This is a genomic window from Flavobacterium sp. (assembly GCF_041392005.1).
Lineage (GTDB): Bacteria > Bacteroidota > Bacteroidia > Flavobacteriales > Flavobacteriaceae > Flavobacterium.
In genome coordinates this window covers 22484-42373 of the sequence record NZ_JAWKMX010000022.1, presented here as the reverse complement: position 1 = coordinate 42373, position 19890 = coordinate 22484, and the positions used below count along the sequence as shown (strand labels likewise).

Sequence of the window (19890 nt, the reverse complement as noted above, 5' to 3'; positions counted from 1 at the left end):
AAAGTATTAAATTTAAGCCTGCCTTTTTAGGTAAAGTTGTACAAGGGGCACCACTTCAATTAGATGTTACAGCAAACTTTATGTTTAACAATAAGTTTGTTTTAGGAGCAGCTTGGCGTTGGGATGCCGCACTTAGTGGTTTAGCAGGTTTCCAAGTATCAGACAGATGGTTTATTGGTTATGCTTATGATGCAGAAACTACTAAATTAGCTAATTATAATTCAGGATCACACGAAATATTTTTACGATACGAATTTGTATCTAAAGAGAAAAATATTATTACACCACGATTCTTTTAATACCTAAACAGTTATGAGATATAAATTAATACTTGCTACTGCTGCATTTTTTGGATGTCTTAGCTCTTTTGCTCAGGTAACCAAAGCTAACAAAGAGTACAACCAGCATAATTATTTTAATGCAATAGAAATATACCAAAAAGTGTATGATAAAGGATATTCTTCTCCTGAAGTTTTAACTAGGTTGGCTAATTCGTACTATAATAATGCTGAATATACTAAAGCAGCTACTTATTTTGGTAAGCTTTATTCGGAAAACCCTGGTTCAATGAATGGAACCAGCCTTTTACGATATGCAAATACACTTAAGGCATTAGGTTCTTATAAAGAGGCCGATAAAATTATGCAGAAATTTATCAATCAATCTGATGATAAAGATGTGTTGTCGGTTTTAACAGAAAAATCACAATCGTATTTAGATGAGATAGAAAGAAATTCGGGTCGTTACGATATTAAAAACGCAGGATTTAACTCTTCTGGGAGAGATTATGGTGTTGCGTTTTATAAAGATGACGAAGTAGTTTATTCTTCAACCAGAGATACAGGTGGTATAATTAAAAGAAGAAACGGTTGGGATAATCAAGCTTATTCACAATTGTATGCACAAAAAACAGAATCAGAATCAGGTTCAGAATCTGATTCAACGAAAACAGAGACTAATTCGAAATCTAGTTTGTTTTCAAAAATGATTAATACCAAGTATCACGAGTCAACACCTGTATTTACTAAAGATGGAAACACTGTTTATTTCACTAGAAATAACTATACTAAAGGTAAAAGAGGTTACGATTCTGAAAAATCAACTTTATTAAAAATTTACCGTTCTGAATTTAAAGACGATAATTGGACAGAACCAGTTGAGTTACCGTTTAATAGCGATCAATTTAGTACAGCTCACCCAGCTTTAAGTCCTGATGAAAAAACCTTATATTTTGCATCAGATAGACCAGGTGGATTAGGTTTTTCAGATTTATATAAAGTTTCTATTTCTTCATCTGAAGAAATGGTAGATTCTCTAAATATGGCGACAAGTTATTCATACGGTATGCCTGAAAATTTAGGTAATAGAATTAATACACCAGGTAGAGATACATTCCCGTTTATTAGTAAAAATAACGATTTATATTTCGCTTCAGACGGACAGTTAGGTTTAGGTGGATTGGATATTTTTACTATTAACTTAAGTAATTTAAACAGCCCAGATATTAAACCTCAAAACGTGGGTAAAGAAGTAAATACAACATTCGACGATTTTAATTTTATTATTAACGACGATACTAAAACAGGTTATTTTACTTCAAACAGAACTTCAGATAACCAAGGTTTAGACGATATTTATAAAATAAAAGAGCTTAAAAGAATATGCTCACAAGCATTGGCAGGTACAGTAATAGATTCTGAAACGAGAAAAACTATTCCAAATGCTAAAGTTGAATTGTTAGATAAAGATCACAATTCATTACGTTCAACTACTGCAGATGAAAACGGTGCTTTCGATTTTGGTATTGTTCCTTGTCAAACAGTATATTATATTAAAGCTACGAAAGACGAGTATGAACCAAATGAAGTTATGGCTACTATACCAGGTGTTGAAGGAAAAACAGTTGAAGATGTTGAATTAGCACCTTTAACGCCACCTTTAACTGAAGGTGTTGACCTTAAAGATGTATTAAATATTCCTTACATTTTATTCGATTTAGACAAATCATTTATACGTCCAGACGCTGCAGTTGAGCTATCTAAAGTATTAGCGGTTATGCAAGAGTATCCAACAATGCACATCGATATTCGTTCGCATACCGATTGTAGAGCTTCGTATGCTTATAACATGGCACTTTCAGAAAGAAGAGCACAATCTACTAAAGAATGGTTAATTGCAAATGGTATAGCACCGTATCGATTAACAGCTAAAGGTTACGGAGAGTCGCAATTGGTTAACGATTGTGGTTGTGAACCTACAAACGATTCGCCTTGTTCAGAATACGAACACCAACAAAACAGACGTAGTAATTTCATAATTATGAAAATGTAAAAAAAAACGAACGATAAGTTTATAAAACGTCTCGCAATTTGCGAGACGTTTTGTTTTATAGGCTGTTAATAACTTCACTTGCAATAACTACTTGCATAATGTAATTTTGTACTATATTCTTAATTTATGCAAAAGTATTTAAACCAACTTAACGAAGCGCAACGCCAACCTGTATTGCAAAAAGATGGACCAATGATTGTTATTGCAGGCGCAGGCTCAGGTAAAACACGAGTACTTACTATGCGTATTGCTTATTTAATGAGCCAAGGTGTAGATGCTTTTAATATTTTAGCTTTAACTTTTACTAACAAAGCAGCGCGCGAAATGAAAAACCGTATTGCGAGTATTGTAGGCAATAACGAAGCTAAAAATTTGTGGATGGGAACTTTTCACTCGGTTTTTGCAAAAATACTGCGTATTGAGTCCGAAAAATTAGGCTACCCATCAAATTTTACCATTTATGATACGCAAGATTCTGTTCGGTTAATTTCTGCAATTATCAAAGAAATGCAACTCGATAAAGATATTTATAAGCCTAAACAAGTTCTCAATCGAATTTCGCAATATAAAAACTCATTAATTACAGTAAAAGCATATTTTAATAATCCAGAATTGCAAGAAGCCGATGCCATGAGTAAAAAGCCACGTTTAGGCGAAATTTACCAAAATTATGTAGAACGTTGTTTTAAATCGGGCGCAATGGATTTTGATGATTTGTTGTTAAAAACAAACGAATTGCTTAATCGATTTCCAGATGTTTTGGCAAAATACCAAAATCGTTTTCGCTACATTTTGGTTGATGAGTATCAAGATACCAATCATTCGCAATACTTAATTGTTCGTGCACTTTCCGATAAATTTCAGAACATTTGTGTGGTAGGCGACGATGCACAGAGTATTTATGCGTTTAGAGGTGCAAATATTAATAATATTTTAAATTTTCAAAAAGATTACGATGGCGTAAAAACGTATCGTTTAGAGCAAAATTATCGTTCTACCAAAAATATTGTAGAAGCAGCAAATAACGTTATCGATAAAAACAAAACTAAATTAGAAAAAATAGTTTGGACAGATAACGATGAAGGACCAAAAATAAAGGTACACCGAAGTTTAACCGATGGCGAAGAAGGACGATTTGTGGCTTCAACCATTTTTGAGCAAAAAATGCAACAGCAATTGCCTAACAACCATTTTGCTGTTTTATACCGAACAAATGCCCAATCGAGAGCTATTGAAGATGCCCTGCGAAAACGCGATATTCCATATCGAATCTACGGTGGATTATCGTTTTATCAGCGTAAAGAAATAAAAGATGTGTTGGCTTATCTACGCTTAATCATCAATCCAAAAGACGAAGAAGCATTGGTTCGAGTAATTAATTACCCGGCTCGTGGAATTGGCAGTACAACTGTAGAAAAGTTAACTGTAGCGGCAAATCATTACAAACGTTCTATTTTTGAGGTAATGGAACACATCGATAAAATTGATTTAAAACTAAATTCAGGAACAAAAGCAAAATTGGCCGATTTTGTTACCATGATTAAAAGTTTCCAAATTATAAATGAAAACCAAGATGCTTTTTATGTAACCGACCACGTTACTAAAAAAACAGGACTGGTGCAAGAACTTAAAAAAGATGGAACGCCCGAAGGAATTGCTCGAATTGAAAATATTGAAGAACTTTTAAACGGTATAAAAGACTTTACCGAAGGTCAAAAAGAAGTTGATGAAGCGAGAGGTTCGCTTTCCGAGTTTTTAGAAGATGTAGCTCTTGCCACCGATTTAGATAAAGATACTGGCGATGATGATAGGGTAGCTCTAATGACTATTCACTTAGCAAAAGGATTAGAATTTCCACACGTTTTTATAGTAGGTTTAGAAGAAGATTTATTTCCAAGTGCGATGAGTTTGAACACCCGAACCGAACTTGAAGAAGAACGCCGTTTGTTTTATGTAGCACTTACACGAGCCGAACACCAAGCGTATTTAACCTATGCCGAATCGCGTTACCGATGGGGAAAATTAGTAGATGGCGAACCGTCGCGGTTTATTGAAGAAATTGACGATACCTATTTAGAATATTTGAACCCGCAAACAAATTCTAATTATCGCTATAAACCGATGATGAATGTGGATATTTTTGGCGATATTGATAAATCGAAATTACGACTAAAAAAGCCAACAAATACGACACCGCCAAAATATATAGAAAATCCTAGCGATAAACCAACTATTAGAAAATTAAAGCCTGTTTCGGGTATTAAAACACAAGCTAATACAAATTTATTTGACAGTAACTTAACTGTAGGAAATATTGTAATGCACCAACGTTTTGGAAAAGGGCAAGTTGTAAGTTTAGAAGGAGTAGGAGGCGATAGAAAAGCAGAAATTAAGTTTGATGTAGGCGGAATAAAAAAATTAATTCTTAAATATGCAAAACTTGAAGTAATAGGTTAGTTTTAGTAAAGAGACTTCTATTTTCTTTTATCTTTGCTCTATATTCTTAAAAAAGATGTCACAATTTATAAAAATATACGAAGATAAACCTAGCGAAGCTGCTATAAAAAAAGTAGTAGATGTGTTAAAAAGTGGCGGTTTGGTTATTTATCCTACCGATACGGTTTATGGTTTGGGTTGCGATATTACTAACTCTCGTGCTTTAGAGAAAATTGCTAAAATTAAAGGCATAAAATTAGACCGAGCTAATTTTTCGTTTATTTGTAGCGATTTAAGCCACATTTCAGATTATATCAAGCAAATAGATACAGCAACGTTTAAAATATTAAAACGGGCTTTGCCAGGGCCTTATACGTTTATTCTACCAGGAAATAACGATTTGCCAAAAGAATTTAGAAAGAAAAAAACAGTTGGTATTCGTGTACCCAATAATACTATTGCAAGAGCAATTGTACAATTGTTAGGAAATCCTATAGTTTCTACTTCAATTCACGACGAAGACGATGTAATAGAATATTCAACCGACCCCGAATTAATTTTTGAAAAATGGCAAAATAAAGTAGATTTAGTTATCGACGGTGGTTATGGCGACAATGTAGCCTCAACCATAATTGATTTGACAGGCTATGAACCCGAAGTAATTAGAGAAGGAAAAGGCGACCTTGATATATTTTAAATGATAGATTATTTGTTGTAATTTTGTATAACTAAAAATAATAATATGGAAACAATTTATATACAAAATTTAAAATGTGGTGGTTGTGCTACTACAATTACTAAAAATTTATCTGAAATAAGTGGTGTAAGCCACGTAAACGTAAATGTAGAAGAAAGTTGGGTTACCTTTACTCTTGAAAATGCAGCAGCTTTAGAAATGGTAAAAAATACTTTAAAAAAGTTAGGTTACCCAGAAGATGGCGAGGCTAATTCGCTTGGTTCAAAAGCAAAATCATTTGTAAGTTGTGCAATTGGTAAAATTAGTAACTAAACACATAAAAGCTAACAAAAAAACCGTGTCGTCTATATAAACGACACGGTTTTTTTATACTTGTAAAACGGTTTATTATTTTCCGTTGCTCATATTTTTCATTTCTGTTTCAATCATATTGTAAAACTGATCAATTTTTGGCATAATAATAATTTTTGTTCTTCTGTTTTTAGCTCGGTTAGTTGGCGAATCGTTAGCTACTAACGGAATATAAAAACTTCTTCCTGCCGGAATTAATTGTTTTGGATCAACCTGAAAATCGTTTTGTAGCACACGAACAATAGAAGTGGCTCGCTTAACCGATAAATCCCAATTGTCTAGTAAAACAGCATTTTTAATAGGAAGATTATCGGTATGACCTTCAACCATACATTCAAAATCAGGCTTGCTATTGATAACTTTAGCTACTTTGCCAAGTACATTTTTAGCATTGTCGCTAACCATATAACTTCCAGATTTAAACAGCAAATTATCGGCAATAGAAATCATAACCACACCTTTTTCAACATTAATGTTAATGTCTGGATCGTCAATACCAACTTCGCGTTTTAAACTTGTAACTAATGCCAATGTAACACTGTCTTTTTTTGTTAAAGCATCTTGTAAGCGCGAAATTTTTAAATCTTTTTCTTTTAAACTTTCTAACGATTTTTCAAGATTTTCGGCACCTTTTTGGGTTAAAACCGTTAGTTCTTTAGAACTATTTATTAAATCGGTGTTGTTTTTCTTTAAATAATCAAGTTGATTGTTAAGTGAGCTGTTTTCTTTGTTTAAAGCTTCTTTTTCAGATAAACAAGTATTTAGCTGTAAAGTAGCGGTATTAAGCAAATCTTGTGTTGCTTTTTGCTTCGATTCTAATTCGGCAAATTTCTTTTTAGAAACACACGAAGTTAATGATAAACTAAGAATAAGAGTGGAAACAATTATTTTTTTCATAATATAAATGATTAATACTACAAAATTATTAACATAACCGTAAATTACACTAAAAAAAATAGCTAAACTATTGTTAAAATAGAGTAGAAAATTTCTTTTTTCCTGTAATAAAATAACAATAAACAATAGAATTTACTTTATAATAGTCTAAAATGGTGCTATTTTCTCGTTTTTTATAGAATTTTGTAATAGTGCTATAAAAGTAAAAATGCGCTTTAATTATAGCCCAAGTATGTTTTAAATTGCCTTGAAAAAAAAATTGAATTCCTGCTAAACCATCAAAACAAAGTCTGATAAAAATGATGTGAAATAATCTGTTTTTAGGAAGATTTTTAGTTAGCATCCACAACGAATTGCGAAAATTAAGATAGGTTTTCTGTGGACTTCCAACTTTTAAAGTTGCGCCACCAACATGAAAAACTGTCGATTTTTTGTTATATTTTATTTGATAACCTTTATTATTTATTCGCCAACATAAATCAATTTCTTCTTGATGGGCAAAAAAATCGTCATCGAAACCATTTAATTCTTTAAAAACTGAATTTCGAATAAAAAAACAGGCACCACTTGCCCAAAAAATTTCTGAAATATCATTGTACTGACCGTTATCGGTTTCTATAGATTCAAAAATTCGACCTCTACAAAAAGGAAAACCATATTTGTCAATAAAACCACCAGCTGCACCAGCATATTCAAATTTTAATTTGTTTTTGAAATCTAAAATTTTAGGTTGAATAACAGCAGTATTGGGTTCGTCTTCAAATTGTAATAAAATAGGTTTTAACCAATTTTCAGTAACTTCAACATCGCTATTTACCAATGCTAAAATGGGTTCGTGTACATTTTTTAAAGCTTCGTTATAGCCTTTTGAAAAACCATAATTTAAAGTATTTTGAATAATTTTTACAGTAGGAAATTCTTGTTGCAAAACCTCAATAGAAGTATCTGTTGAAGCATTATCGGCAACATAAATTTCGGCTTCTTTAGAATATTCAATTATAGAAGGTAAAAATTGACGTAACAATTTTTCGCCATTCCAATTTAATATAACTACTGCTATTTTATTCATTTGTTATTGCGAGTTTACGAAGCAATCTTAGTTGCCAGTTTTAAATTCAGGAAGATTCTTCAAGAAAACATATTTTTCATTCTCAAAATCCATTTGGCAAAAATAGTGATTCAAACCATTGGTTACCATTAAATTTTTAGCTTTTAAAATTAAATTATATTGTGCAATTTGATCGAACGTTTTTTGGTTTATAGTAACTTCTGGTGCTTTGCATTCAACTAAAACACTTATACTTCCATTAGAATTGAAAACTACAATATCATATCGTTTTTTTATTCCGTTTACATTCACTAATTTTTCAACATTTATCAATGAAATGGGGTAGTTTAATTCATTAATTAAGAAAAAAAGAGTGTGTTGTCGTACCCATTCTTCTGGTGTTAAAAGCAAAAACTTTTTTCGGATAATATCAAAAATATAGGTTTTATTTTCACTATTTTTGAAGCGAAAGTTATATACTGGGAAGTTTAATTTTTCCATATAACAAAATTAGTTTTTTTGTTTCAAGTTTCAAGTTATTTAAAAACTTTAAACTTGAAACTAGAATTTTAAACAGAATTAATGGACGAAGTCATCAGAATTACCAAAGATATTAAACAAAGAAACTTTAAACCCATTTATTTTTTTATGGGAGATGAGCCTTATTATATCGACAAATTAACCGAATTTATTGAAGAAAATGTTTTGCAAGAGCATGAAAAAGATTTTAACCAAACAATTTTATACGGCAGAGATGTAACCATAGAAGATGTTATTGGAAATGCAAAACGTTTTCCAATGATGGCAGACTATCAAGTAGTAATTGTTAGAGAAGCTCAGGAATTAGCAAAAAATATTGAAAAATTAGAAGCTTATGTAAAAAATCCGCAAAACACAACTATTTTAGTTTTTGCTTATAAATATAAAACTCTCGATAAAAGAAAATCGATAACCAAAGAAATTATAAAAAATGGTGTTGTATTTGAAAGCAAAAAACTTTACGAGAACCAAGTAGGCGATTGGATTAAGCGTGTTTTAAGTGGTCAAGGCTATACTATTGAACCCAAAGCGGCTGCTATGTTAGTCGAGTTTTTAGGGAATAATTTATCTAAAATAAGCAATGAACTGGATAAATTGAAAATTATTTTACCAAAAGGGCATACCATTTCTGCAAAAGATATTGAAGAAAATATCGGGATTAGTAAAGATTTTAATGTTTTTGAATTACGTAAAGCTATAGGCGAAGGCAATCAATTAAAAGCGTATCAAATAATTGAATATTTTGCTCAAAACCCAAAAGACAATCCGTTAGTGCTTACAATAGGGCAAGTTTTTGCCTTTTTCTCACAATTGTTACAATATCACGGATTAAAAGATAAATCGAAAGCAAATGTTGCCAAAATACTGCGTGTTAATCCTTTTTTTGTGTCTGATTATGAAGTGGCAGCCAAGCGTTTTCCAATGAAAAAAGTTAGTGGAATAGTAGCTAAACTACGCGATTTAGATGTTAAAAGCAAAGGCGTTGGCGCTAATTTAGTTACCGATTACGATTTGATGAAAGAAATGTTATTTTATATTTTTAATTGATAAAAAATTATTTTACTTGTTGAATAGAAAATTGTGCATTTGCACTTCCAAAAACCGTTAAATTACTCGATTTAATAGCGAAGTATATTTGGTCGCCTGCTTCAAGTTTTAATAATACGTGAACACGTCTCATGGGTGTTGTTTGTATTCCTAATAAATTAAACGAGCTAAATACTTCACTACCTTCTAGACTGTAAGTGCCACTTGTGTTTCTTTTAATTACGCCAACACCAACATCAGCAAGCGATATAATGGAAGCCATTTTTACATAATAATCAATTTCATAAATTCCATTTACGGGCACTTCAAAGTATTGATCAGTAGTGTTATAATCGTTGTTTTCATCAAAAATAATAGTAGGAAACGAAACAGCATTCCAACCAGAAATTAATACTAATGATAGCACACTAAATCCAGTACCACCAGCGGCTGATATAAAAGTTTTTGGTAAATTTATCGATTTCACTCGATTAATGTTATTATCAACAACCAAAATTTTTTCTTGTTCGTTGTAATTAGCTTCTGGAACATCTTGTATAATTAAGTCTCCATTAATATCGAGTTGTGCATTAGGTGAGCTAGTATTAATACCAACTTGAGCAGCACCATAAAATGAACAGGTAATGATTAGGTAAAATACAATTGGTTTCATAGTTTTGTGGTTTAATAGTTATAAATTGAGTTGTGTTGTTGTTGAGATGATAAATTCTTACAAATTTAATTCTTTTATGTTTTAATAAAAAGTATCTAAGTGTTAAATTTTTGAAATTAATTATATTTATTTGTTATAAAATTATTTTATTTTTAAAAAAAACAAGAAAATGAATAATAATATTAAAAATGTATTGGCTGTAATTGTTGGTGTTATAGTAGGCTCGTTATTAAATGGCGCATTAATTTCAATAAGCGGTAAAGTTATTCCTCCGCCTGAAGGTGTTGATGTTAAAACACTCGAAGGTTTACAAGAAGGTATCCATTTATTTGAACCTAAACATTTTCTTTTTCCATTTTTGGCACACGCATTAGGAACGTTACTAGGTGCTTTTGTAGCAGCAAAAATTGCTTCAAGTTCAAAAGGAATTCCATCTTTTGTGGTTGGAGTTTTGTTTTTAATTGGTGGTATATCAATGTGTTTTCAAGTTCCAGCTCCTACATGGTTTAATGTTTCAGATTTAGTTTTAGCTTATATTCCTATGGCATTTTTAGGCTGGAAATTAGGCGAAATAGGAAAACAAAAAATGTAAAAAACAAGTGTATATCAATATAAAATACGATATTTGCTACCCTTAAATTTAAAATAAAACATATGGGAATGAATAAAAATACTGTCTTGGCTTATGCAACTATTATTATGATTCTTATGGGATTAATAATCATTGCATTAGGGATTTATAGATACGACGATGTTGCAGGTTGGGGCTTTGGCGCCGTAGGAATAGGTTTTTTTGCTATTGCTTGGGTTTTTAATGCGCTAAAGGGCAGAGTGTAATATTTTTAATTATTTAAGAAATAGAATATGTCAGACGATAAGAAAGTAATTTTTTCCATGTCGCGAGTAAGCAAAACTTACTCAAGTACAAACAAAACCGTTTTAAAAGATATTTACCTAAGCTTTTTTTACGGCGCAAAAATTGGAATTTTAGGTCTTAATGGTTCAGGTAAATCCTCGTTATTAAAAATCATTGCTGGCGTTGATAAAAATTATCAAGGCGATGTAGTTTTTGCTCCTGGTTATACTGTAGGTTATTTGGAACAAGAGCCACAACTCGATGAAAATAAAACCGTTATAGAAATTGTTCGCGAAGGCGCAGCAGAAATTTATGCTTTGCTAGATGAATTTAACAAAATTAATGACGATTTTGGTTTGCCGGAAGTATATGAAGATGCAGATAAAATGCAAAAGCTAATGGACCGCCAAGCCGAATTACAAGATAAAATTGATGCCGCTGGTGCATGGGAAATCGATAATAAATTGGAAGTAGCTATGGATGCCCTTCGTACTCCAGAAGCTGATACGCCAATTAAAGTATTATCTGGTGGTGAAAAACGCCGTGTAGCTTTGTGTCGTTTATTGTTGCAACAACCCGATGTTTTATTGCTAGATGAGCCAACTAACCACTTAGATGCCGAGTCGGTACTTTGGCTTGAACAACATTTACAACAATATGCAGGAACAGTAATTGCCGTAACGCACGACCGTTATTTCTTAGATAATGTTGCCGGTTGGATACTAGAATTAGATAGAGGAGAGGGTATTCCTTGGAAAGGCAACTATTCATCTTGGTTAGATCAAAAAGCAAAACGTTTAGAACAAGAAGAAAAAACAGCTTCTAAACGCAGAAAAACGCTTGAACGAGAGTTAGATTGGGTACGTCAAGGTGCCAAAGGTCGTCAAACCAAACAAAAAGCGCGTTTGCAGAATTATGATAAATTACTTGCTGAAGATCAAAAACAATTAGAAGAAAAGTTAGAAATTTATATTCCAAACGGATCACGCTTAGGTACAAATGTTATAGAAGCTAAAAATGTTGCGAAAGCGTTTGGCGATAAATTATTATATGAAGATTTAAATTTTACGTTGCCACAAGCTGGAATTGTTGGAATTATCGGGCCAAACGGAGCCGGTAAATCAACTATTTTTAGAATGATAATGAATGAAGAAAATCCAGACGGTGGTTCATTTACTATTGGCGATACGGTAAAAATTGCTTATGTTGATCAATCACACAAAGATATTGATGTAAACAAATCGATTTGGGAAAACTTTTGCGACGGTCAAGAATTAATTATGATGGGCGGGCGCCAAGTAAATTCTCGTGCTTATTTATCGCGATTTAATTTTGGAGGAAGCGATCAAAATAAAAAAGTAGCTACACTGTCAGGAGGTGAAAGAAACAGACTGCATTTAGCCATGACGTTAAAAGAAGAAGGTAATGTATTGCTTTTAGATGAGCCAACCAATGACTTAGATATTAACACACTTCGAGCTTTAGAAGAAGGTTTAGAAAATTTTGCGGGTTGTGCCGTAATTATTTCGCACGACCGTTGGTTTTTAGATAGAGTTTGCACGCATATTTTAGCCTTTGAAGGCGATTCGCAAGTATATTTCTTTGAAGGAAGTTTCTCAGAATATGAAGAAAACAAACGCAAACGATTAGGAAAAGAAGTAACCCCAACGCGCATTAAATATAAAAAATTAATAAGATAAAAAAATCGGCGAAAGCCGATTTTTTATTATGAGATTGTTTTACTTTTCATAAAATCTGTAATCAAATAAGCAATTAATTTTCCCGTTAAATGATTGTTATTGGTTTCATCTAAATCGGGCGCACCTTCGCAAATATGTAAATAGGAAGCGTTTTTGTGTTTTCCAAAAAAATGAACATATTCGCGTGCTTGTTGCATGCTAAAGCCACTTGGCGTCATAGCGCTAGAATAAACATTTGGAATAGCATCTAAATCGAGTTCAATTCCAAAAGGTTCTGTTTTAATAAAGCGTAAAGCATTTTCGAGTTCAACATTAAATTCTTTCGTTTTTCGAACTTCAATTTCTTCATAAGTATTGTAAGCAATACGTTCTTTTAAGTCTTTTATCGTTTGAAAAACGCTTTTCGATACATAACTTTCGTGTAAACCAAAAATAAAATAATTTTTTAAAAACCCATCTTCAAACGCATAGGTAAAACCATTACCAGAATGCCTACCTTCCATTATTCTAAAATCGGTATGCGCATCAAAATTTATAGCATTTACAGGTTTTCCTTTTGCTAAAGCCAAACCTTTAATGTTACCATAAGCATTATTATGTCCGCCGCCAATAATTATAGGAATTTTACCTGTATTAATAATTTCGTGTACAATATGTGAAACTTCTTTATCTATAGCCGAAACAATTTCGAATAACCTTTTTTTATCTTCTTTATTTGTTATCGCTAAATTTTTAGCTTCTTCCATTAAGTGAGAAACGTCAATTTCGCCTAATGCAATTAAGTTACTGCCTTTACAAAATTTATTATGCTGAATGTTTACAATGCTTTTTAAAGCATTTTTAAATGCAGATGCAGTTCCAGAACGACCATAATTAGCCCTAACGCCAATATCTTCCGAAATGCCTAATAAAACAAATTGTGCAGTTGTATTTTTTAAAAAATCATGATAATTTTCTTTAGCAGGAAGTGTTATCATTTTTTCGCCAAATTTAATTTCGCCACTTCTATGGTTTGTAATTTTGGCTAAATCGTTGTTTGTTAATAATTTGATGCTTTTCATTAGATGCTTTAAAAACAATAGCAATTTAAGGTTTTTTGCTAAAAATAAAAGAAAAATTACCTTAAAAAATGAATTTAAAATTTGTAATTTTGTTTAAATGTTTAAAAAAATATAAAATTTTATGGAGAGTAACTCTAAGAATTCTGGGCTTAAAGCAGCGGTTGTTATTTTATCGCTATTACTACTAGCTAGTATAGGTTATATATATAAATTAACTACAGATAATACAGCAAAATCTACCGAAATAGAATCGTTAGCAATAGAAAAAGAAAATTTAACAAACGATTTAAAAGCTCGAATAGCAGAGCTTGATAAAATGACAGAAGAAAACACCTCTTTAAAGCAAGATATTGAAGAACAAAAAGCTGAAATGACCAAGTTGCTAAAGGAAATTGAACAATCTAAGGGCGATGCCGCCTCTATGGCTCGATATAAAAATGAATATTTTCGCTTAAAAAGAGAAATGGAAAGTTTAGTTGCCGAAAATAAATTGTTAAAAGAAAATAATATTAAACTAACTTCTAGTATCGATAGTACAAATGTGGTATTAACCGATACTAGAAAGTTTGCCGATACGTTATTAACGCAAAACGATAATTTAACCAAAACTGTTTTAAAAGGTCAAAAATTAACTGTTTTAAACCTAAATGTAGTAGCCGTAAAAGAACGTAACTCGGGCAAGCAAATAGAAACCGACAAGGCGCGTAGAGCAGACAAATTGAAAATTGCATTTATTATTGCAGAAAATCAAATTGCAGAAGAAGGCGCAAGAAAATACTACGTACAAGTGATAGATAGTAGAAATAATGTATTAGGCGAAAAGAAAACCATTGCCATGGGTAATGATCTTTCGTTAACGTATAGTTTTTTAAAAAATATAGAATATCATAACAAAACGGTTGAAGTACAAGAAGAAATAAGTGGCGATAATTTTGAAGCAGGAAATTATTTTGTAAACGTTTTTAACGAAAAAGGAGAAAATGTTTCTAAAACTAGTTTTGTTTTACGATAATAAAAAATAGTGTATAAAGAAGCTGTTGTTAAACAGCTTTTTTTATACATTAAATTTACCATTTATTACTACTTTTTCAATAAGGTTAGAACCAAATTCATACGGAAGCTGGTAATAAGAATGAATAGGTTTTGTAATAATTACATTAGCCTTTTTGCCTTTTGTAATGCTACCTACTGTATTAGAAACTCCCATAGCATAAGCGGCATTTATAGTTGCTGCATTTATGGCTTCTTCAGGAGTCATTTTCATTTTTATGCAAGCTGTTGCTACTACAAAATTCATATTGCCCGAAGGTGTTGTTCCAGGGTTATAATCGGTAGCTAAAGCTAATGGTAGCCCAGCATCAATAATTTTACGGGCTGGCGTATATGGAATACTTATAAAATACGAACAACTAGGTAAAGCAACAGGCATTGTATTAGAATTTTGTAAAGCCTCAATATCGTCATCGGTTACTACTTCTAAGTGATCTACAGAAAGCGCATTGTGTTCAACACACATTTTAATTCCGTTTATTGCGGTAAATTGGTTAACATGAATTTTGGGTTGTAAACCGTATTTTTTACTTGCTTCTATAATGCGTTTGGTTTCTGTAACCGAAAAATAGCCCGTTTCTAAAAAAGCATCAACATAATCGGCTAAATTTTCTGCAGCAATTTTAGGTAGCATTTCATTAATTATTAAATCGATATATGCCGAATGATTGTTTTTAAATTCGGTAGGAAAAGCATGAGCACCTAAAAAAGTCGCTTTTATAGGAATTGCGTAATTTTCTTTTAATTTTTTAATGACTCGTAGCATTTTTAACTCACCTTCAACGGTTAATCCGTATCCCGATTTTATTTCTACAGCACCTGTTCCTTGCGCTATAACTTCATCTAGTCTTTTTTTAGATTGTTCGTATAAATCGGTTTCAGAAGTTTCGTTAAGTTTTTTTGCCGAATTTAAAATTCCACCGCCACGATTTGCTATTTCTTCATACGACAATCCGTTTATTCTATCTACAAATTCTTGAATGCGATTTCCTGCATACACAATATGCGTATGACTATCGACCCAAGTAGGCAAAACTACACGACCAGTAGCATCAACGAGTTCACAATTTTCATAATTGGGACAATTTTCCATTTTTCCAAAATCGGCTATTTTTCCATTTTCTATCAATAAAAAAGCATTGTCAATTTTAGGAAGTGTTTTCATTTCATTACCCGAAACTTTTTCAATTGCGGTTTCGCGTACTTGTAAAAGCTCTTTTATGTTGATTAAAAGGGTTTTCATTGTGGTGGTGTTTTAAAAAATTAATGTAGCATTTACATCATTACAAAATTCTTTGTAAAAGTAAGTACGAACTTTAAAAAATCCTATCTTTATAAAAAATAAAAACGTTTTGAGAAAGCTTAAATATAATAAAGGAAGAAGCAATCAGCCACATATTTACGATTATACAGGAATTTATACCGATATTAAAGCAGAAACGCAATTATTTGTTTACAATGAAGAAACAGTTGCAGAATATGAAAATGTTTCGGTAGAAGATTTTGCTAGTAAACAAAATAAAACAAAGAATAACTGGCTTAATTTACATGGCTTAACCAATGTTGATTTTATTAAAAATTTGGCAGCCCAATTAAACATTGCAAGCATAATTGTTGCCGATATTTTGAATATTTCGCGCGGCACTCGTTTCGATGAATTAGACGATTGTTTGTTTTTTAGTATCAAATCTATTTTACCATCAGACGATGCTAACGATGCTATAAAAATGGAACAAATTAGTTTTCTTATTCAAGATAATATACTAATTTCATTTCAAGAAAAACGAGGTGATTTTTTTACACACATACGCGAAAGATTGCGCAACAACACAGGAATTGTACGTAAGAAAAAAGTCGATTTTTTACTCTATTTAATGCTCGATTCGGTTTTAGAAAATTTTTACATAACCATTGCCAATAAAGAAAGTGAAATAGAAAAATTACAAATGCTTTCTAAAACATCTGATAATCCTAAAATTGTTGAAGACATAGAGAAATGTAGCGAAATTTTTTATGTATTAAAGCGTTCGCTTTCGCCTTTAAAAGATGCTTTGTTTACGATAAAAACAATTAAAGACGATAACGAATTTAATACTATAGAACCTTCAAATTTTGTTTATTTTAGTAGGTTACATCAAAAAACTGTTGATCTTTTAGAGCAAATAGATTACGATATGAATTTACTAGATAGCGCTAGTAATTTTTATTACACTACACAAAACCATAAAATGAACGAAGTTATGAAAACACTTACGGTTATTTCTTCGGTTTTTTTACCCATTACTTTTATTGCAGGTGTTTATGGTATGAATTTTAAAAACATGCCCGAATTAGACTATAATTATGCGTATTTTATTGTTTTGGGTATAATGTTTTTAATTATGATTGCAATGCTTATTTATTTTAAATATAAAAAATGGTTTTAATACAGTAAGTAAATATTCTACAAGTAATAATTGCTCATAAAAAAAAATACTAGTATCTTTGACGTGAATATTCACAAAATTCCGGAAAATTATGTTCGATTTTCAACAGTATTTAGGTTTTTTACTTTTCTTAACTATTTTAACCATAGGTTTTTGGTTAATGATGTTTTTAATTCCGTTTGTGTTGTACTGGGTAACTGGTGCTACCGTAGAGTTAATGAAAGAAAGAAAAGCAAAAAGACAAAGCGAAGAATAATTGTAAAATTATTTAACAAAAAAGGTTACCCATGGGTAACCTTTTTTTATCCCATAAAGTCGCCATCGCCACCGCCATCTTCATTTCGGTTTTGACGATCTCTTTCGTTTTTATTTTTATTAAATCGGTAAGTAAAGGATACTGTAATTTGACGTTCGCGCCATTGAAATTCTGAATACGCATTTGAAACGTCTGGTAAATATGTTTCTATTCTACGTTTTCTAGAGTTAAACAAATCGCTAACGTTTAATGCTATTGTAGCTTTATCTTTAAATAGATCTTTACTAAAGGCTAAGTTAACCGATGTCATTGATAATCGTTTACCTTGCGCTGTAGTTTGTGGTGCTTGGTAAAAAGCATTGGTTTGCCAGTCTATTTTATAAGGCAATGTTAATTTTGATGAAATTCTAGTGAACCAAGTTGTTGCAATGTTATCGAAATTTTGAACAACGGTTTCATTTTGAAAGTTTACGTAGGTATAATTGCCTTTGGTTTCATTTCGGAACAAATTAAAATTACCATTTAATCGCCACCATTTAAAAGGAGAATAATTAACATTAAACTCGAAACCAGAACGGAATTCTTTTGCTAAATTAATAGGAGTGCTAAGAATTACGGGCACGCCATCTACAAAAGCACCCGATTCTTTTCTGATAAATTGAAAAGAATTGTCGGTTATGTTGGTATAAACTGATGAGTTTAAGGTTAATTTGTCCCATTTTTTTAGATAGCCTAATTCTATTGCATTAGTATAAGCCGGATTTAAGTCTGGGTTTCCTTGAAAAATATTAATATTACTAGAGTAGGTAGAAAATGGATTTAGAAAACGACCTCTTGGACGGTTAATTCTTTTACTGTAACTAACACTAACAGTACTAGATTCGCTAAATTCGTAGTTTAATGTAGCAGAAGGGAAAAAGTTATTGTATTTTTTAGTATTGTAATTGTTTGCTGTAATAGAATTTACATCAATATTACTGTTTTCCCAGCGAATACCTAAAAAGTAAGAAAACTTGTTAATTTTATTTCCGTATTGTGTATAAAAAGCGTTAATATCTTCGTTATACTCAAGTAAGTTAGAGTAATTAGTATTGTTTATCCAAGTATTGTTTTGGTTCTCATCAATTTGAAAATCGGTTATGTTACGTTGAAAACTTCCTCTATAACCAGCTTCAAATCTTCCGTTTTCGCCTATTGGCAGCACGTAATCGGTTTGTAGTAATTGGCGTAGTTGCTTTTGATTGTTTAATGTGCGTTCGTTAAATAGGGTTGAGGTGTCGCCTAAAATTTCATCGGAAATAATAGCGTTTTCATTTTCTTGATTTTGAGAAACCGAATAATCTAAAGTTAATTTATGGTCGTCTTTTTCGAAGTTTTTAGTAAAATTTGTGGCATATTCTAGTGCATATTCTTCTTCTTTTTCATCGTTAAAGCGGTTACGTGTAAAGGTGCTATTTTGGTTGGCATCAAAATTATAAAAGAAAACATTTGCTGGGTTGGTTTGTTTCGATTTTCTAAAGCTTAATGAATTTGTCCACGATAAACTTTTAGTTAAAAAATATTCTAATCCAAAATTTCCGTTAAAACCTTTATCATTTCGTTCATTCGTTCGGCGTTCGTTAATAAAAACACTTTCGGGGTTAACATTGTTGCCTAAATAATGAGTGTCGTTTAACGAATTCCCTTTAGACCCACGATCGTTATATCCAAAATTTGAAAATAAATTAAAATTTTCGCTTCTAAAATTAATGCTTGAGTTTAGCCCATAGGTTTCTGGGTCGCCTATTGATGCTATAATTGAACCGTTAAGACCATTTGCTTTTCCTTTTTTTAGCACAATATTTATAATACCGCCACTACCTTCGGCGTCGTAACGAGCCGACGGATTGGTAATAACTTCTACCTTGCTTACAGCGTCTGCGGGCAACATTTTTAAAGCGCTAGAAACGTCGATACCTGCTAAGCCAGAAGGTTTTCCGTCTATTAAAATGCGAACATTTTCGTTTCCTCGTAGTGCAACGGTTCCGTCTGTATCTACAGTAACCGATGGTACGTTGTCTAGCACATCACTCATAGTGCCGCCTTTTACGGTCATATCTGAACCAACGTTATATACTTTTTTATCGAGTTTTATTTCTACAGTAGATTTTTCTTCTACAATTTCGAGTGCGTTTAATTGTGTGCTTTCTGTTGCTAAATAAATTGTACCAAAATTTTTATTTTCGTTATACGTTTGCTTTTTATACTCTATGGTTGCAAAAGAAATAAATTCGAAACGAACATTGTAAGTTCCTGCGGTAACTTCAAAATTAAAATTTCCTTGAGCATTTGTAACGCCACCCGAGAGTTTGTGTGTAGTAACATCTTCAAAAACTACTGTAGCATATTCTAGTGGCGAGTTAAAATCTTTATCTAAAATGGTGCCCGAAATTGTAATTTTTTTAGCATTTTTAGGTTTTTGCGAAAAACTAAAAGAAGTAGTAAACGCTAATAGTAATAAAAAAAGTTTGTGTGTACAATTCATTTGATTAGTTGCTTTCTT

Annotated in this window: 19 protein-coding genes; 12 read left to right on the top strand and 7 right to left on the bottom strand. The window is 31.7% G+C overall.

What is annotated here, in order from left to right; translation table 11 throughout:
• The 5 genes from R2808_RS09830 to R2808_RS09810 form a co-directional block, all read left to right on the top strand.
• A partial coding sequence (locus R2808_RS09830; RefSeq protein ID WP_371270815.1) for a type IX secretion system membrane protein PorP/SprF occupies window positions 1-299 on the top strand: 299 nt, incomplete at its 5' end.
• 13 nt (window positions 300-312) lie between these two features.
• Entirely contained in the window at window positions 313-2331 is a 2019-nt protein-coding gene (locus tag R2808_RS09825; RefSeq protein WP_371270814.1) for an OmpA family protein, read from the top strand.
• 126 nt (window positions 2332-2457) lie between these two features.
• The gene (locus R2808_RS09820; RefSeq protein ID WP_371270813.1) at window positions 2458-4788 is read left to right on the top strand and encodes an ATP-dependent helicase; all 2331 of its coding nucleotides are present in this window, start codon (window positions 2458-2460) and stop codon (window positions 4786-4788) included.
• 55 nt (window positions 4789-4843) lie between these two features.
• Complete coding sequence (locus R2808_RS09815; protein ID WP_371270812.1) at window positions 4844-5464, top strand: L-threonylcarbamoyladenylate synthase; 621 nt, start codon at window positions 4844-4846, stop codon at window positions 5462-5464.
• A 45-nt stretch (window positions 5465-5509) separates the two neighbouring features.
• Window positions 5510-5776 (top strand): heavy-metal-associated domain-containing protein, encoded by a 267-nt coding sequence (locus tag R2808_RS09810; protein ID WP_371270811.1) that lies wholly within the window; start codon window positions 5510-5512, stop codon window positions 5774-5776.
• A 75-nt stretch (window positions 5777-5851) separates the two neighbouring features.
• On the opposite strand, the gene R2808_RS09805 is transcribed toward R2808_RS09810, so the two are convergent.
• The 3 genes from R2808_RS09805 to R2808_RS09795 form a co-directional block, all read right to left on the bottom strand.
• On the bottom strand, window positions 5852-6712 hold the full coding sequence (locus tag R2808_RS09805) for a flagellar motor protein MotB (RefSeq protein WP_371270810.1): 861 nt from the start codon (window positions 6710-6712) through the stop codon (window positions 5852-5854).
• A gap of 73 nt (window positions 6713-6785) precedes the next feature.
• Window positions 6786-7781, bottom strand: coding sequence for a glycosyltransferase family 2 protein (locus R2808_RS09800; protein WP_371270809.1), 996 nt, complete (start codon window positions 7779-7781; stop codon window positions 6786-6788).
• 27 nt (window positions 7782-7808) lie between these two features.
• A complete protein-coding gene (locus R2808_RS09795) occupies window positions 7809-8261 on the bottom strand; it encodes a type I restriction enzyme HsdR N-terminal domain-containing protein (RefSeq protein WP_371270808.1) in 453 nt (150 codons plus the stop codon).
• An 81-nt stretch (window positions 8262-8342) separates the two neighbouring features.
• Between R2808_RS09795 and holA the strand changes: the two genes are divergently transcribed.
• Window positions 8343-9347 carry a DNA polymerase III subunit delta gene (gene holA, locus R2808_RS09790; protein ID WP_371270807.1) on the top strand — a complete coding sequence of 335 codons (1005 nt, stop codon included), beginning with the start codon at window positions 8343-8345 and terminating at the stop codon, window positions 9345-9347.
• Between the two features lie 7 nt (window positions 9348-9354).
• Here holA and R2808_RS09785 read toward each other — a convergent pair whose 3' ends face one another.
• On the bottom strand, window positions 9355-9999 hold the full coding sequence (locus R2808_RS09785) for a hypothetical protein (protein ID WP_371270806.1): 645 nt from the start codon (window positions 9997-9999) through the stop codon (window positions 9355-9357).
• Between the two features lie 169 nt (window positions 10000-10168).
• Between R2808_RS09785 and R2808_RS09780 the strand changes: the two genes are divergently transcribed.
• The 3 genes from R2808_RS09780 to ettA all read left to right on the top strand — a co-directional run bounded on the left by R2808_RS09780 (window position 10169) and on the right by ettA (window position 12555).
• On the top strand, window positions 10169-10591 hold the full coding sequence (locus R2808_RS09780) for a hypothetical protein (RefSeq protein WP_371270805.1): 423 nt from the start codon (window positions 10169-10171) through the stop codon (window positions 10589-10591).
• Between the two features lie 62 nt (window positions 10592-10653).
• The gene (locus tag R2808_RS09775; protein WP_371270804.1) at window positions 10654-10836 is read left to right on the top strand and encodes a CAL67264 family membrane protein; all 183 of its coding nucleotides are present in this window, start codon (window positions 10654-10656) and stop codon (window positions 10834-10836) included.
• A gap of 27 nt (window positions 10837-10863) precedes the next feature.
• The gene (gene ettA / locus R2808_RS09770; RefSeq protein ID WP_371270803.1) at window positions 10864-12555 is read left to right on the top strand and encodes an energy-dependent translational throttle protein EttA; all 1692 of its coding nucleotides are present in this window, start codon (window positions 10864-10866) and stop codon (window positions 12553-12555) included.
• A 26-nt stretch (window positions 12556-12581) separates the two neighbouring features.
• On the opposite strand, the gene R2808_RS09765 is transcribed toward ettA, so the two are convergent.
• The gene (locus tag R2808_RS09765) at window positions 12582-13616 is read right to left on the bottom strand and encodes a formimidoylglutamase (RefSeq protein WP_371270802.1); all 1035 of its coding nucleotides are present in this window, start codon (window positions 13614-13616) and stop codon (window positions 12582-12584) included.
• A gap of 121 nt (window positions 13617-13737) precedes the next feature.
• Here R2808_RS09765 and R2808_RS09760 point away from each other — a divergent pair, with 121 nt between their 5' ends.
• A complete protein-coding gene (locus R2808_RS09760) occupies window positions 13738-14628 on the top strand; it encodes a hypothetical protein (protein WP_371270801.1) in 891 nt (296 codons plus the stop codon).
• Window positions 14629-14670: 42 nt separating this feature from the next.
• On the opposite strand, the gene hutI is transcribed toward R2808_RS09760, so the two are convergent.
• Complete coding sequence (gene hutI, locus R2808_RS09755) at window positions 14671-15909, bottom strand: imidazolonepropionase (RefSeq protein WP_371270800.1); 1239 nt, start codon at window positions 15907-15909, stop codon at window positions 14671-14673.
• 109 nt (window positions 15910-16018) lie between these two features.
• Here hutI and corA point away from each other — a divergent pair, with 109 nt between their 5' ends.
• Both corA and R2808_RS09745 read left to right on the top strand, forming a co-directional pair.
• A complete protein-coding gene (gene corA, locus R2808_RS09750) occupies window positions 16019-17092 on the top strand; it encodes a magnesium/cobalt transporter CorA (RefSeq protein ID WP_371270799.1) in 1074 nt (357 codons plus the stop codon).
• 91 nt (window positions 17093-17183) lie between these two features.
• Complete coding sequence (locus R2808_RS09745) at window positions 17184-17348, top strand: hypothetical protein (protein ID WP_371270798.1); 165 nt, start codon at window positions 17184-17186, stop codon at window positions 17346-17348.
• 46 nt (window positions 17349-17394) lie between these two features.
• Here R2808_RS09745 and R2808_RS09740 read toward each other — a convergent pair whose 3' ends face one another.
• Window positions 17395-19872 (bottom strand): TonB-dependent receptor domain-containing protein, encoded by a 2478-nt coding sequence (locus R2808_RS09740; protein ID WP_371270797.1) that lies wholly within the window; start codon window positions 19870-19872, stop codon window positions 17395-17397.
• Between the last annotated feature and the right edge of the window lie 18 nt (window positions 19873-19890).